We start from the raw sequence: 15,001 nt of genomic DNA, 5'->3' as shown, positions 1-15,001 counted from the left end.
TACGTGCCTGATCAAGGCCTTGATGCAAGCGGAGTAAGCTGTAATGGAGTGAAATCATTACAGTGGAACGATTTCGTTGCGAGGCGAGGGGCGTTACTGCACCCAGCCAGCGCACAGCGCTGACCGGGTGGTCGTTCATGACGCAGGCTTAAGGCTTGGGCGTGGTAGCGGCTACTGAAATATTACCTGCTTCCCACTGCGACTCGCGCGCATCCAGTGCAACAGCAATGGCTTGCACCTTGGTGGATGAAAGCTCCGACGGCAGTGGATCCAGACCCGCACTGGCGAAAATCTGGCCGTAAGCGTTGCGCAGGTCGGCATACGCCAGGTCGCGACGCAGATCAGCCTGCAGGGTGTTCAGTTCGCCCTGGATCAGATCCAGCTCGCCCAGACCGGCTGCCTGATAGCGATTGCGCAGTTGACCGACGATCTGGCTGTCGATGCTCGACAGCTGTTGGCTGGTTTTGAACTGGCGCAACGCCTCGTTGTAGTTGGCGTTGGCCACGTAGAGCTGGGCCAGTACGGCAATGGACATTGCCTGACGACGCGCAGTAGCGACTTCTTCGCCGGCCTTGGCGACGTCAATGGCGGCGGGTGCCGACAGCACATTGAACAGGTTCCAGGTGACTTTTACGCCCAGATCAGCCCATTTGTCGTTGACCAGAAACGAGTTGCTGTCGTAATGGCCGCCTGCCGAGAACTCCAGGCCCGGCAGCATGCGCAGCATGGCCTTGCGGGTTTCGGCCGAGCTGATACGGGTTTGGTAATCCTGTTCGCGCAGTTCGGGACGGCTGGCCAGGGCTTCGGTTTCCAGGCGTGCCATGTCGACCTTGAGTTGCGGAATCGAGTAGTCGTCCGGCGTCGCCAGCTTCAGATCGGTGCCCAGTGGCAGGTTGATCAGGGTCGCCAGTTCGGTCTTGGCCAGTGAAAGCGCCTTGCGCTGTTCTTCAAGCTGACGCGTCGCCTGGATCAGCGAGCGCTGATAACCCAGTGCCTGTACCGGGTCACCCACACGCTGCTGGCTCATTTGCTGGCTGTTGTCCTGCGCTTTCTCGACACGAGCCATCAAGCTGTCGATCTGCTTGAGCATGCGCTCGGCGGCGACGGCGCGCCAATAGGCTGAACGCACGTCTTGAACGATGGTGTTGATCACCTTGCGGCGGCGTTCCTGAACGATCAGGCGCTGGTCGCCTTGCTGTTTGGCGCTGATGTAGCTGACACCGAAGTCGAGTACGTTCCACACCATGGTCAGGTCGGCGACACGACGGCTGCGATCCTGCGAGGTTGAAGGTTCGAGGGACTGGGTTCCGGTCTCGACGCTTTCACTGCTCGATGCGCTGACGTTACTGCGTCCGGCATAGCCCGCTGAAAGAGCCATGCGCGGCAGCATGTCGAAGCTGGCGAGGTCCAACTGACGTTTGGCCAGGGCTTCTTCCATGATTTTCAGACGCGCTTCAAGGTTGTACTTCACCGCGCGGGCCATGGCTTGGTGCAGGGTCAATGCACCGTTCAATGGCTCTTGATCCTTGTACATCAGTTGCAGATCGCTTTTGGCGCGCTGCTCGCTGACGCTTCGGTCGATAGGCTGGCTGGTAACAGCGCAACCACTCACTACCAGCGCCAGCAGACTGATGCTGAACAACTTCTGACTTCTTTTCATGCTCCGACCGCCCCTAGCTCTAGCTACCGCATTCTTTTTTATGAGCGCCGTACAGCTACGACGCATTACCAAACCCTGTTTCAGGCTTGCGCTTCACTTACACCGACTTCCCCTAAAGCCCATGCCAGTGCGCGCAGTTTTTCTTGCTCGTTATCAGTGATCTGTTGCAACTGCTGACCCAGCGTCAGCGCGCCGAAACCGGCCTGGATGCTTTGTGATGAGTCTCGCAGGCCGTTGCTGCCAGCGCTGTTGAAGGCGCCCGCCGTCGAGCTGTCCGTCGCGGATTCGCGGGAAAACAGCGTCGACAGCGTACTGCTGCCGAACACGCTGCCTTCGCCGCTATTGAAGCCTGTGAACCCGGAGCCCGGGCCGCCTACGCTGCTGGAGTCGAACACCTGGGCAATGAAGCTGGGTGCCAGGGCACGGTTGGTGATGAAGATATTGCCCACAGGCGGCAGATCACCGCCGGTAGTGCGCTGTTCGAACAACGGCGAGAAGCTCAACGGCGAACCCAGATTGCCGGTTGGCGGACCGAACAGCGCTGGCTGCAGTGGCAGATTGGGTGGGTTGACCAGCGGTGCTGGCGCGTCTATCCGGAACTGCGGGTCTCCGGTCAGCGACGTGGTCGTGATGGCGTAGTTGGGAGACAGCGCGATGCCTGTCCCTGCGTTGCCTGCCCGGTCAGTCACTGTGCTGCTGTCCAGCACAATGAAGTTGCTCGGGTCAGTGACGTTCGCAGTCGGCGTCAGGGTCGCGGTCCAGGTGGCTCCGCCATCGCTGCTGGCCAGGTTGGACAGCGTGCCGTTGGCCACGCTGACATCCGCCAGCGTGAAGTTATTCACCGGCTCGCTGAAGGCAAAAGTCACCAGTGATGTCTGACCCGTCGCCAGGTTTGGATTGGCGATGGAAATGTTCGCTGTCGGACGCTGGTTATCGATGCTGTAGTTGCTGGACAGCGCGACTGTTGTGCCCGCGTTGCCGGCCAGATCATTGACTCTGCCGCTGTCCAGAACGATGATGTTGTTGGCTGCGGTGATATTGGCATCCGGCGTCAGCGTTGCCGTCCAGGTGAGGCCGCCGTCGCCGCTGCTCAGGCCGGACAGGCTGCCGTTGCCGACACTGATGTCCGACAGATCGAAATTGGTCACGCGCTCGCTGAAGGCGAAGGTCACCAGCGAGGTTTGACCGATGGCCAGGTTCGGATTGGCGACGGTGATGGTCGCAGTCGGGCGCTGAGTATCGATGGTGTAGTTGTTCGAGGCCGTGGTGCCGCTGCCGGTATTGCCCGACGCATTGGTCACGCCAGTGTTATCCAGCGTGATCAGGTTGCTTGCATCGGTCACGTTTGCGTTTGGTGTGAAGGTGGCAGTCCAGGTGATGCCTCCATCGCTGCTGGAAACCGCGCTGAGCGTGCCATTGGCGACACTCAGGTCGGCGTTGCTGAACCCGCTGACCGCCTGACTGAACGTGAACGTGACCAGCGAGGTTTCGCCCACAGACAACGCGCTGTCAGCGACCACAATGGTGGCGGTCGGCTGGATGGTGTCGATGCTGTAATTGTTGGAGTTGGTGACGCCGCTACCGATGTTGCCGGCCAGGTCGGCTACGCCGGTGTTGTTCAGCGTGATCAGGTTGGTGCTGTCGGCGACATTGATGGTTGGCGTGAAGGTCGCGGTCCAGGTGATGCCGCCGTCACTGCTGCTGACCGTGCTCAGGGTGCCGTTGGCGATGCTCAGGTCGCTATTGTCGAAACCGCTGACCGCTTCACTGAAGGTGATGGTAACCAGCGAGGTTTCACCGATCGACAGCGCGTTGTCCGCAACCACAATGCTGGCAGTCGGACGCGCCGAGTCGATGGCGTAACTGTTGGAGAAGGTCAGCCCGGTGCCCGCGTTGCCTGCCTGGTCAGTGACGCCAGCGTTGTTCAGGGTCACCAGATTGCTACTGTTGGTGATGCCTGCGGTCGGAGTAAGCGTTGCCGTCCAGGTAATACCGCCGTCGCTGCTGCTGACTGCGCTCAGGGTGCCGTTGGCAATGTTCAGGTCCGCATTGGTGAAACCGCTTACCGCTTCGCTGAACGTAATCGTTACCAGAGAGGTTTCACCGACGGCCAGCGTATTGTCGGCCACCACAATGGTTGCGGTCGGGCGCTGGGTGTCGATGGCGTAGTTGTTCGAGGATGTGATGCCGCTGCCGGTCACGCCCGAACCATTGGTGAAACCGGTGTTGTCCAGAGTGATCAGGTTGCTTGCGTCGGTCACGTTTGCGGTCGGCGTGAAGGTCGCCGTCCAGGTGATACCGCCGTCACTGCTGCTGACCGCACTCAACGTACCGTTCTCGACCGTCAGGTCGGCATTATTGAAGCCGAGGACCGCTTCGCTGAAGGTGATGGTGACCAGCGAGGTTTCGCCCACAGACAACGCGCTGTCAGCGACCACGACGGTGGCGGTCGGCTGCTGTGTGGCAATGGTGAAATTGCCGGAATCGGTTGTGCCGCTGCCGATATTGCCTGCCAGATCGTTCACGCCGGTATTGTTCAGCGTGATGACGTTAGTGGTATCGGCAACATTGGCATTCGGTGTGTAGGTCGCGGTCCAGGTGACACCACCGTCGCTGCTGCTGACCGTGCTCAGCGTTCCGTTCGGTACGCTCAGGTCAGCGTTGGTAAAGCCGCTCACTGCCTCGCTGAAGGTGATGGTGACCAGCGAGGTTTCACCTGCGGTCAAGGCATTGTCCGACATTGTGATACTCGCAGTCGGGCGTACTGTGTCGATGGCGTAATTGTTCGAGGTGCTCAGCCCGCTGCCTGCGTTACCCGCCTGATCGGCCACGCCAGCGTTGTTCAGCGTCACCGAATTGCTGTTGCTGGTAATACCTGCTGTCGGCGTCAGGGTTGCCGTCCAGGTAACACCGCCATCGCTGCTGCTCACCGTGCTCAGGGTGCCATTGCTGATGGTCAGGTCGGCGTTGGTAAAGCCGGTCACCGCCTCGCTGAAGGTGATGGTCACCAGCGAAGTTTCACCGATGGCCAGCGCGTTGTCGGCCACTACGATGCTGGCCGTCGGGCGCTGGGTGTCGATGGCGTAATTGTTGGAACTGATTGTGCCGGTGCCTGCGTTGCCGGAAGCATTGGCAACGCCGCTCGCATCCAGCGTGATCAGGTTGGTGGTGTCGGTTACGTTTGCGGTTGGCGTGAGGGTCGCGGTCCAGGTGACGCCGCCGTCGCTGCTGCTCACCGCGCTCAAGGTGCCATTGGCGACGGTCAGGTCGGCATTGGTGAACCCGGTTACGGCCTCGCTGAAGGTAATCGTCACCAGCGAGGTTTCACCCGCGGAAAGGGCGCTGTCGGCCACAACCACTGTGGCACTCGGGCGCACGGTGTCGATGGTGAAGTTGCCCGAGTTGCTGGTGCCGGACCCGGCATTGCCAGCCAGATCCGTTACACCTGCGTTGCTCAGGGTGATCACGTTGGTGGTGTCGTTGACGTTGTTGTTCGGCGTGTAGGTCGCCGTCCAGGTGATGCCGCCGTCGCTGCTGGTGACGGTGCTCAAGGTGCCGTTGGGCACTGTCAGGTCGGCGTTGGTGAAACCACTGACGGCCTCGCTGAAGGTAATCGTCACCAGTGAGGTTTCACCGGCCGTGAGACTGGCGTCTGCCACCAGAATGCTTGCGGTCGGGCGCTGGGTATCGATGGCGTAATTGTTCGAGGTTGTGGTTCCCGAACCCGTGTTGCCCGCCGCATCGGTGACCCCTGTGTTGTCCAGGGTGATCACGTTGGTGCTGTCGGTAATGTTGTTGGTCGGCGTGAATGTCGCGGTCCAGACAATATTGTTGCTGGTGGTCACGGCACTCAGGGTGCCGTTGACGACGGTCAGGTCCGCGTTGGTGAAACCGGACACCGCCTCACTGAAGGTGATGGTGACCTGCGAGGTTTCACCAATGCTCAGGGAGTTGTCCGCCAGCACGATGGTTGCGGTCGGGCGCGACGTGTCGATGGCGTAATTGTTGGACGTGGCAGTGCCTGAACCGGCGTTTCCGGACAGATCCTGCACGCCTGCCCGGTTCAGGCTGATCTGGTTGGTGGTGCTGGTCAGGGTCGCGGTCCAGGTTTTGCCGCCGTCACTGCTGCTCACAGCGGTCAATGTGCCATTGGCGACCGAGATGTCGGTGTTGTCGAAGCCGGTAACCGCTTCACTGAACGTAAAGGTGACCAGTGATGTTTCACCCGCCGCCAGTGCGGTGTCTGCTACCACGACAGTCACTGTCGGCGGAACGGTATCGGACACTGCGTAGTTGTTGGAGGTCACTGTCCCGGTACCGATATTGCCGGCTGAGTCCTGCACCGCCGATAACGGCAGGCTGATTGCATTGGAATTGGCGGAAGTATTGCTGGAGGCCGTAAGAGTGGCTGTCCAGGTAATGTTATTGGTGGTCACCAGGTTGCTCAACGTACCGTTGGGCACGGTGATTTCGGAGATTTCCAGGCCGAAGACCGGCTCACTGAACGTGAAGGTGACCGCCGATGTGCCACCCGAACTCAGCGACGAATTGGCAATCACGATGCTGGTGCCCGTTGGTGCCGTCGTGTCTGAGGTGTAGGTGGCGTTGAGCGTGCCGCCGTCGTTGAAGATATTAGTGACGGCGGTAGGCGAGGAGCCATTGGTGCCGCCGCTGGTCGCTTGTCCGCCAGATCCGCTGCCACCCACGTTGCCAGTCATCGCCGAGTTATTGCTGGAAGTGATGTTGACCGTGCCTTTGTTCCAGATCGCGCCGATGCCACGGCCACCGTTGCCACCAATCGTGCCGCCGCCGCCACCACCACCGCCTGCACCGATGTTGTTGCTGATGGTCGACGTGCCGATGATCGCCAGAGTGCCGGTCGAGGCGTTGTAAATGCCGCCAACTGCCGAGCCGCCTCTGCCCCCATTGGCGTCAAACCCAGAGCCGCCGCCACCCCCACCGATGGTCCGACCTCCGCTGGTCGCGGTGCCGCCTGCGCCGCCGTTGGTGTAACCGACAGGCGTGCCATTCCCTCCTGCGCCGCCTCCTGAGGAGTTACCGCCTTGGCCGGCCAGGTAAGCAGTGCTGAACGATGCCCCGTTGCCGCCGGTATTGGCTGACGGGGCGGTGGATGTATAGGTGCCGGCACTGCCACCCGCAGCACCGTTCTGCCCGCCGATGCCGCCCACCCACGTTTGGCGAGTTGACGCCACCGCCACCGCCACCACCCGCTGCCGAGTTGGCAGTGACGGTGACATTGCGCAGCGTGAGGTTGCCGGCGTTGTTGATTCCGCCGCCCAGTGCATCAGAGGCCGCAATGGTCGCACCACTGCTGGCGCCCGCCGTGCTGGCCACGCCTCGGGTAATGATCACGCCATCAAGTGTGGCTGTGACCCCGGAATTGACCCGGATCACGCTGGTTCTGTTCTGCCCATCGAGGGTGACGTCAGCGACGCCGTCGTTGTTCAGGTCGCCGTCGATGGTGATGTTCTTGCTGACTACCAGCTGGCTTTGCAGCGCGACGGTCATGCCGGTCGAAAAGGTTACGATATCGCCGTTCTGGGCATTGGTCAGCGCGTCACGCAAGCTGCCTGCGCCGGTGTTGCTGGTGGAGGTGACCGTAAACGTTGCCAGCCCCCACTGGTAAGCGTCCATAGACTGTCGCGAAAGGGCGCTGACGCTTTCAATGCTGCCGGTGGCGATTTCCAGATCCCAGTCGCCACCCGCGCCGGTGCGGTTAGTGGACGCAGCAACATCGCGGCCAGTCAGGGTTGCCAGCGAGTCGACAAAGCTCAGGCCGGTGTCGCCCTCGGCGGTGTTGCAGGCGTAGATCAGAATATCGCCACCAACATTCATGTCGTTGCCGATTTCGGCCAGCAGGGCGCTGCGTTGCGCGATGTTGTCCGCGGAAACATAGCTGTTGCCCAGCCAAAGGTCGCCGGAGTTGCCGTGCGCAATGATCTGCACTGAGCTGACGCCCTGATGAGACCCCAGGTAATCGGCAATCTGTTGCAGGCCATCCTTGGTGGCGTCCAGTTCGACCACTTGCGCACCGGGCGCAACGCCCGCCAGCAGGCTGGCCGAATCCTTCACCCGTGAATCGACAAATACGACGGTGGTGCCGGGCACGGCGGCAGGCGTTGCAGCCACGTCCGAAGAGGCTGGCGCTTGCGCATGATGGTCGTTGCTGGCGCTGTTGGCCTGCTCGGCGCTTTTGGCCGATGCGTCGGGCGTGGGCTGGCTGTCCGGCTGGGCCGCTTCAGCAACGGTGGCTGCGACCGCACCGTCGAACAGCATGCGCGGTTCGAGAGACATGATCATGGGGGAAACGGGTGAGGTTGCACTCGAAGGTGCCCGCTTTGCAGTCCGCGATTTTTGTTTATTCCACCACATGTTGCTCACCAGAGATCGAACGTTACGAGTGATAAAACCGCAGTCAGTTAACGGCGGCGTCTGATTTCATGCGGATGACATTGGCTGCGCTGGCAGACCCGTCATTCCAGAACGACAACTTTGAATACTGCTCGAACAGGTCGGGCGGCAGGATGGTGGGCCTTTGCTCCAGCGCAACGCGCGGCTTGACCTTGTGCAAGCCTGATACGCCCAGCGCATCGTCGAACTGCGGGGCGTCATAGGCGAGGTTGTTGAAGTCGTGTTCAAACCACGGTTCTTCGATGAAGTCGTAGACCAGCCGTATGACCCGTTCCGGGGCCTGGGACAGCAGTTCGTAATCGATCAACAGAATCGAGTCGGCATGCTCGCCGTAATAGGCTTCCTTGAGCGATGCCCAGGCAAAGCCCACCAGACGATTGCGCTGCGCCAGCGTCTCGACCCGGCTGTAGACCGTATTGCGTTCCACGTCATCGTTGAACAGCTTGGTGTTTTCAAAAGGGTTGGCGCGGTACAAACGCTCGATACTGTCCATGACCCAGGCGACGTTACGCACGCAGGCAATCACTTTGCTTTGCGGGAACAGGTCCATGAGCGCGGGCAGGCGTGAACACCAGCCACGGTTTGTATCGAACACCACGTCTTTAGCGGCCTTGTCGGCGTAGTAGGACTCGAAAACACCGCGCAACAAGCGACGACGCACATCGGTGTTGATCACTGAGGAGAATTCACTGCCAGCGCTGCACTGGCCAAGAATACTGGAGAAAAGAGAGCCAACCGGGCTGCTCATACCCGCATGAAAGCGCGGGTTTTGCAGGAGAATGGCTGATAGCAGGGTGGAGCCCGATCGTGGCAAACCTGCAATGAAGTGGAATTTTTGCATCCATGCGCCCCGGAAAAACAACTGTTTATACGAGTGTGTGAACTACGTAACAAAGTGCATTCATATGCCAGTAGTTCGACAGGAGCCAGCATGTCTTGAGGGATGGGAGGGGTAAAAAAGCTGATGCAGCGTTCTCCCTCCCGGTTTTATTAGGGTTTTCCCGATGAAAGAATGATGAGTATCAGATGAGCGGTAGTGAACTTTCCGACAACGACTGTTGAATGTCACTGGATGTGCGACGGATAACGGTCATTTGCAAAAACATTTACACACTGAAAACTGCGTCTACGCTTCTATCCTGCCACCTGTGGACCGTGCTCCGGTGGATCGAAGTTTCCCATGACATAGAAGAAGGATGAGGGTGTATGGAAGTTTTTATGGGTTCGATCATGACGTTTGGCTTTCCGTTTGCGCCTGCTGGCTGGATGCAATGCAATGGACAAACATTGAACATCAGTCAGTACAACGCCTTGTACGCACTATTGGGCGTCATTTATGGAGGGAATCCCTCGCAGAACTTCATGTTGCCCAATCTTCAAGGCCGGGTGCCGATAAATCAGGGGACCGGGGTCAACCTCACCAACCGGGTGATCGGCTCTGTATCGGGTGTTGAGAAGGTCACTGTGGCCATCGCCAACATGCCTGCACACGTGCACCAGATGAGCACGCTGACCGCAAACACCACCATCACATTGGCCAACCCGGCAGTGACCGGGGCGACCATCGCGCCCACCACAGACAATGCGTTCATAGGCGCTTCCACTAGCGGACCGACCTCCGCCAATATCTTTTCGCCCAATGCAGGCACCGCACCTGTCGTGCAGAAGGGCGTCAGTACCGCCATCACCGGAACCATGCAGCCCGTCGGAGGCAGCCTGCCTATCGACAGCATGAACCCGTTCCTGGTGGTGAACTTCAGTATCGCCCTGCAGGGTCTTTTCCCTACCAGGGACTGATCTGACACGAGTCCAGGGACGGGCTCTTCCCACTCATTTCACTGGAGATGCGTCATGCTGCAAGACGTTACCGTTGAACACTTCCAGAGCCTGCTGGGTAATACCTGCCAGTTGCAAATGAGCGACGGCAGCCAGTTGCCTGTGCATGTCGCCTCAGTGGCCGAAAAACCGCAGGCACGAGCCGCCCGGCAACAGCGTATGCCGTTCAACGTTTTACTTGAGTCACTTGAGCCCAGCGAGTTTGTCGATGGGGCCTGTGCTATCGAACTGCCGGAGCTGGGCCTGCTACAGAATGTGTTCGTCTCTCGTGTTCCCGCCATGGGCCGCGACGAGAACCTGGCCTACTACTGCATAAGCTTCAACTGATCAAAAGGCAGCGGTCTGGCCTGGATACCAGATCAGTCTCGCCGCTGCCACATCCTGCTCTTCAACCTGAAACCCCAGCGCCAGATATTGCTGGCGAGCATGCGGGTTGTTGGCCCAGACCACTGTTGCCACCGGGCAGCGGATCTGTTCGGCGGCCTGCTGCACACCCTGCAAAACGTTGCGCCCGTAGCCCTTGCCGCGCGCTGCCGGAATGAACGCCAGATACAGCACGCGTATCTCGTTGTGTCCGAAATCTGTGACCAGCGCACCGATGGGCGTGCCGAGCTTTTCAATCACGTAGCGCATGGCGTTGGGGAAGTTTTCTCCCTGCCCTAGATCCTGCACGCGAAACTGCTGGGCGATGACGTCTTCAACCTGATCGCGTTCGCCGTCGATCAATTGCAGATCGGGCCGCGCCGAGTGGTAGAGCATCTGCAGAAAGGCAGTGTCGGTTTCTCTCGATGGCCTTACAACCAGTCCGTCGAGGTTGGCGAAAGGTTTTTTTGTCATCAGGGCTGTCCTCTGTCCATGTGTCAGCTTCAGAACCCGCTTTCACGCACTCCAAGAGCGGCAAGCCTGCGCCAGGTTGCGCCCAGCAGGGATTCACTACGACCGTCCAGCACCGCGACGCCGCGCAAAGGCTGAGACGGTGCTGCGGTATTGTCGACCAGTCTAAGGCGTACACCATACTGGCCCTGTACCGGTTCGGCGCGCTGATTTTCGTCGCGCCGCACGGCAATCGGTCCGTGGTGATCGGAACTCAACGCCTCTTGATCCAGCCACGCCACGCCGTTGGCATCGACTTCCTGAAGCTCCACGAGCAGCGACTCACGCATCGGATCATCGGCAATAAAGCGTCCGCGATCACCAGGTGCGATACGCCACAGCGCGTTCTCGGCCACGTAACCGCGAATTCGCGTGCCTTCCTCGACAATCCTCAACAGCGGGTCTCTGGTTGAAACCCAGCGACCTTCGCTCAACTGGGGCAGCAGGTCGCGCACCTGCCCGGCCTTGGGAGCGCGTAACAGCAGACGTTCGCGTTGTGCAGCCAGGCCGCGATACTCGGCAACGGCTTCGGCCAGACGCTGTTCGAGAATCCCGGCATCGGCGGCGGTCTCGCTGCGGCCCGCCTGACGGCGCATCTGCAACTGCAAAATGTTGATTTCACGGCGCACGATACTTTGCCGCGAGTCGATATCCGGAGATTCCAGTTCCATCAGCACGGCGCCTTGTTCGACCTTCTGGCCGTCGTGCACATTGACCTGCCTGACTCTCGCAGCGGCCGGGGCATGAATGGCCGTCACGCTTTCTGCTTCAAGCATGACCGGCAACTCGACACTGCTGTGCCACGGCACGATGAGCAACAAGAGCAGTGCCAGCAAGCCTGTCGCACTGAGCAGCACACGGGGTGCGTACGCCTGTTCGCGGTATGACCACCAGTGGCGACATTCCTTGAAAATCGGCAGGAAAATGAACCAGCCCAACTCCACCAGCATCAGGAAAATCCCCAGCAACTTGAAAAACAGATGGTAGACCGCCAGCGCGATGCCAAAAAACAATGCTGCACGCCACAACCAGGACAGATACCCCCACCACAGCAGACGACGCTGCATGGCCGCTGACCACGGCTCCGGTGCGGGAAGGCCGTAGCCGAACAGCGCCTCGCGCAGTCGCCAGCGACACAGGGCAAAAGCCCGGCCCTGAAGATTGTCGACTTCCCAAAAATCGCTGATCAGAAAGTAACCATCAAAGCGCATGAACGGGTTGAGGTTGACCACCACAGTGGTCAGCCACGTCGCGCTGGCGAGCATGAATGCTGCGGTGCGCGCCGGTCCGTCGGGCAGCAGTGACCAGGCCAGCAAGGCGATACATGCCAGCAGCATTTCCGCCAGCACGCCACCCGCGCCGATCAGCAGTCGGGCGCGGCGATCGTTGACCCGCCAGGCATCGCTGACATCGGTATAGAACAACGGCAACAGGACCATGAACGCCACGCCCATGCTCTGTACCCGGCATCCGGCACGCTTGGCCATGAATGCGTGGCCGAACTCATGGCAGAGTTTGGCGAAAAACAGCGCTATACCGAATGCCAGCGCGCCACCCAGGCTGAACAGGTGGGGAAAGGTCCCGATGAAGCGTTGCCAGTCCCGGGCTACCAGAAAAATTCCCAGCCCCAGCGTGAGCGGCAGCCCGTAGCGCAGTAATCCTGAGCCATAGCGCGCCAGCCACGGCCAGACGCGGTTTAGAAATGCGTCAGGACGCCAGAGCGGAATCCGGAAGAACAGATATTGATGCAAGAGCATCTGCCACAGCCCATGACGTGCCGCTGCGGCCTTGTAGGCGTAGCTGGCGCGCTGTTCCGGGTCGCGCGCTGCGATCAGGTCATGGCCGCGCAAGAAACGCAGCAACTCGTCAATCTCGGTGTCGCCCAACGGCAGGCCCGGCTCGCGGTTGGCCGCTTGCAGCACCTGTGAAGCATCACCCAGCGCCCAATGACGCAACAGGCGAATGGCCTGGGTGCCAAGCTTGAAATAGCGACCGCGCACCGGGTCGGCCAAGGTCCAGCGTGGCGAACCGTCAAGGGCTGGGGCGGCAGGTGTAAGCTGCAAATCTGCACGCAGGTTGGGCAGGTTCATTACAGGCCTACACTTTGACGCAGGCCGGCAAGAGGGCGACGCAGCAGGTACAGCGCCAGTGGAGCACGGTCGCCGAATACCTTGGCTGTGCCACGCAGCCCGATCCGGGGTGGCGGCGAATCGAGAAAGCTGGCATCCAGACGATACGCCAGCTGCCCGCCGGGAGTGGGCTGGGCCTCATAGGCTGCTCGCTCAAGGCGGGCGGCATGCCGTTGCAGCGGGTCGCTGTCCAGAAACAATGCGATTTCGGCATCCGGTTGCAGGGCGATGGCGTCGCCAACTGCCAGCTCGATGCGCAGCTCGGCCTGAGTCGGGTCGGCAATTTCCAGCAGACGCTCGCCGGTCTGCACCGGCTTGCCGAGCCAGCGCTGGGCATCGGCAAATACCGCGATACCGTCGCGTTCGGCGCGCACTTCACTGCGTTTAAGCAGTTCACGGGCATAATCGCGCTCGGCACGCTTCTGCTCGACACGGGCCGCCAGCAGGTCGATTCGTGAACTGGATTCGGCATCGGCGAAAGAGCGCTGCGAGTTGGCTTTCAGTTCCGCTTCGGCAACGCCCAGTGCCCGTTCGGCTACATCAGCCTGAGCCTTGAGGGTAGTGTTCTCGAAACGCAGCAGCAGGTCCCCGGTCTTGACGACCTGATTGGGCTTGACCAGAAACTCGGCCACCACGCCATCCAGCGGCGCAGCCACCACGCGTCCGCCCAGCGGTACGACTTCGGCGGGTGCCAGTACCGACTGACGCACCGGAATCATCAGGCACAGCAGCGCCAGCATCACCAGCAAGGCCTGACGCTTGCGGTTGAAACGCAAGCGCCACGGTTTTCCGGGCTGCAAGGCGAGCCAGGCATGGCTGCAGGTATCGCCCAGTTGTGCCAGCAGGATTTGCTCTGCGGGTGTCCACGGCGTGTCGCGGGCCAGCCACAGGCCGCCAAACACCTCACCTTTACGGTCTTGCAGCGGCAGCCAGAAAACATGCGGTGCCGACAGGCTGTTCCAGTCATCGCGTACCGATGCACTGAGTGAATCCATGTGCACGACGCGCGCCGGTTTGACCTGCTCCAGTTTCAGCAACTGGCCGACGGCATGTTCGACAAAGGCCACGAACGGCGCATTGGGTTCGATGATGCTGACTCCCGTCACTGAGCGCACCTTGCCGGCGATCACCAGCGCTGCGTGGCGATAGCCGAACAACCCCTGGCTGTCGTTGACCAGGCTGTACGCCAGTTGATCTATCGCAGGTGCGGCGCGGGTCAGCCGTTCAAGGTCGAGAAACTGCGCGAAAACCCGTTCAACCGCGCCGGATGCGGGGGCGTTCACTTGAGCTCCGCAAAATGTGCAGTACCGTTCATGCCTCCCAGCAGGCCCTCCGCTTTGGGCAGGCTGGCGATCAGCAGCAATGTCTGGCTGCCTTCATCGATACGCGCACCGAGGCGCTTGACGGTGGCGGTCAGCGGCTGACCGGTCTCGTCGGGAACGAAGCTGAAGGTTTGTCCGGGCTTGAGTCTGCTCATCCAGCGCGAGGGCACCAGCAGGTGAATTTCCAGCGTGCGGTTGTCGACGATTTCGAGCATCGGCGTACCGGCTGCGACACTCTCGTAACGTTTCACCTTGCGCTCGATGACTTGCCCGTCGTAGGGCGCAACCACGCTGCAGCGCTTGATCTGTACCTGATAGACGCCAGACTGCGCCTGAGTTTCGGAAAGCTTTGCCTCGGCACGTGCCACCTCGAAACGACCCACCGAGTTGAGCGCCGCCAGTTGCCGGTTGTGCGCCAGTTCCTCGCTGGCACCACGGCTGGCTGCCTGCGCGGCATTGAGCTGAGCCTGGTAGGCCGAACAGTCAAAGCGGGCGAGGGTATCGCCTTTGTTGAAAGACTCGCCTTCCTGGAAAGGCAGGTCAGTAATACGGCCGGACAACTCGCTGGCGAGGACAGCCTGATTGGTTGCGCGCAATACGCCCCGCGCTTCGCTGGACGAGGTGGGTGTACTGGCTGCTGCGTTGTCCTCGATCAGTCCGGCATCGCTCGGCGTTTGCGCCTGAGCCAGCCCCGCCACACTTAGCATCCCTAAAAGTACAGCTGGCAAACACCGCATGCAGCGAACTCC

The 15,001-nt window shown here is 60.5% G+C and carries 9 protein-coding genes and 1 pseudogene; 2 read left to right on the top strand and 8 right to left on the bottom strand.

Annotated features, from left to right (window positions below; translation table 11 throughout):
* Nucleotides 1–148: 148 nt before the first annotated feature.
* The 4 genes and pseudogenes from AC4ANK_RS23070 to AC4ANK_RS23055 form a co-directional block, all read right to left on the bottom strand.
* A complete protein-coding gene (locus AC4ANK_RS23070) occupies nt 149–1,642 on the bottom strand; it encodes a TolC family protein (RefSeq protein WP_031595939.1) in 1,494 nt (497 codons plus the stop codon).
* Nucleotides 1,643–1,740: 98 nt separating this feature from the next.
* Complete coding sequence (locus AC4ANK_RS23065) at nt 1,741–6,873, bottom strand: beta strand repeat-containing protein (protein WP_460384403.1); 5,133 nt, start codon at nt 6,871–6,873, stop codon at nt 1,741–1,743.
* A 487-nt stretch (nt 6,874–7,360) separates the two neighbouring features.
* Nucleotides 7,361–7,957 (bottom strand): annotated as a pseudogene (locus AC4ANK_RS23060) (DUF4347 domain-containing protein); the annotation flags it as partial.
* Between the two features lie 139 nt (nt 7,958–8,096).
* On the bottom strand, nt 8,097–8,933 hold the full coding sequence (locus tag AC4ANK_RS23055; RefSeq protein WP_002552296.1) for a sulfotransferase family protein: 837 nt from the start codon (nt 8,931–8,933) through the stop codon (nt 8,097–8,099).
* A 365-nt stretch (nt 8,934–9,298) separates the two neighbouring features.
* Here AC4ANK_RS23055 and AC4ANK_RS23050 point away from each other — a divergent pair, with 365 nt between their 5' ends.
* Both AC4ANK_RS23050 and AC4ANK_RS23045 read left to right on the top strand, forming a co-directional pair.
* Nucleotides 9,299–9,889 (top strand): phage tail protein, encoded by a 591-nt coding sequence (locus tag AC4ANK_RS23050; protein ID WP_002552297.1) that lies wholly within the window; start codon nt 9,299–9,301, stop codon nt 9,887–9,889.
* A gap of 54 nt (nt 9,890–9,943) precedes the next feature.
* On the top strand, nt 9,944–10,255 hold the full coding sequence (locus AC4ANK_RS23045) for a DUF6916 family protein (RefSeq protein ID WP_031595941.1): 312 nt from the start codon (nt 9,944–9,946) through the stop codon (nt 10,253–10,255).
* Here AC4ANK_RS23045 and AC4ANK_RS23040 read toward each other — a convergent pair whose 3' ends face one another.
* From AC4ANK_RS23040 to AC4ANK_RS23025, 4 genes are read right to left on the bottom strand one after another with little or no spacing between them, the layout of a single operon-like run.
* Nucleotides 10,256–10,765: a GNAT family N-acetyltransferase gene (locus AC4ANK_RS23040; protein WP_002552299.1), complete on the bottom strand. Its 510-nt coding sequence runs from the start codon at nt 10,763–10,765 to the stop codon at nt 10,256–10,258. It lies immediately after the preceding gene.
* Between the two features lie 29 nt (nt 10,766–10,794).
* Nucleotides 10,795–12,891, bottom strand: a complete 2,097-nt coding sequence (locus tag AC4ANK_RS23035; protein WP_002552300.1) for a site-2 protease family protein — start codon at nt 12,889–12,891, stop codon at nt 10,795–10,797.
* Nucleotides 12,891–14,213, bottom strand: coding sequence for an efflux RND transporter periplasmic adaptor subunit (locus AC4ANK_RS23030; RefSeq protein ID WP_002552301.1), 1,323 nt, complete (start codon nt 14,211–14,213; stop codon nt 12,891–12,893). Before AC4ANK_RS23030 ends, AC4ANK_RS23035 begins: the two co-directional genes overlap by 1 nt.
* Nucleotides 14,210–14,959, bottom strand: a complete 750-nt coding sequence (locus AC4ANK_RS23025; RefSeq protein ID WP_460384406.1) for an efflux RND transporter periplasmic adaptor subunit — start codon at nt 14,957–14,959, stop codon at nt 14,210–14,212. Before AC4ANK_RS23025 ends, AC4ANK_RS23030 begins: the two co-directional genes overlap by 4 nt.
* Between the last annotated feature and the right edge of the window lie 42 nt (nt 14,960–15,001).

This window comes from Pseudomonas sp. Pmew2 (assembly GCF_058129885.1).
Note: the sequence above shows the minus strand (reverse complement) of the source record. Positions and strands in the feature narration are given on the sequence as shown.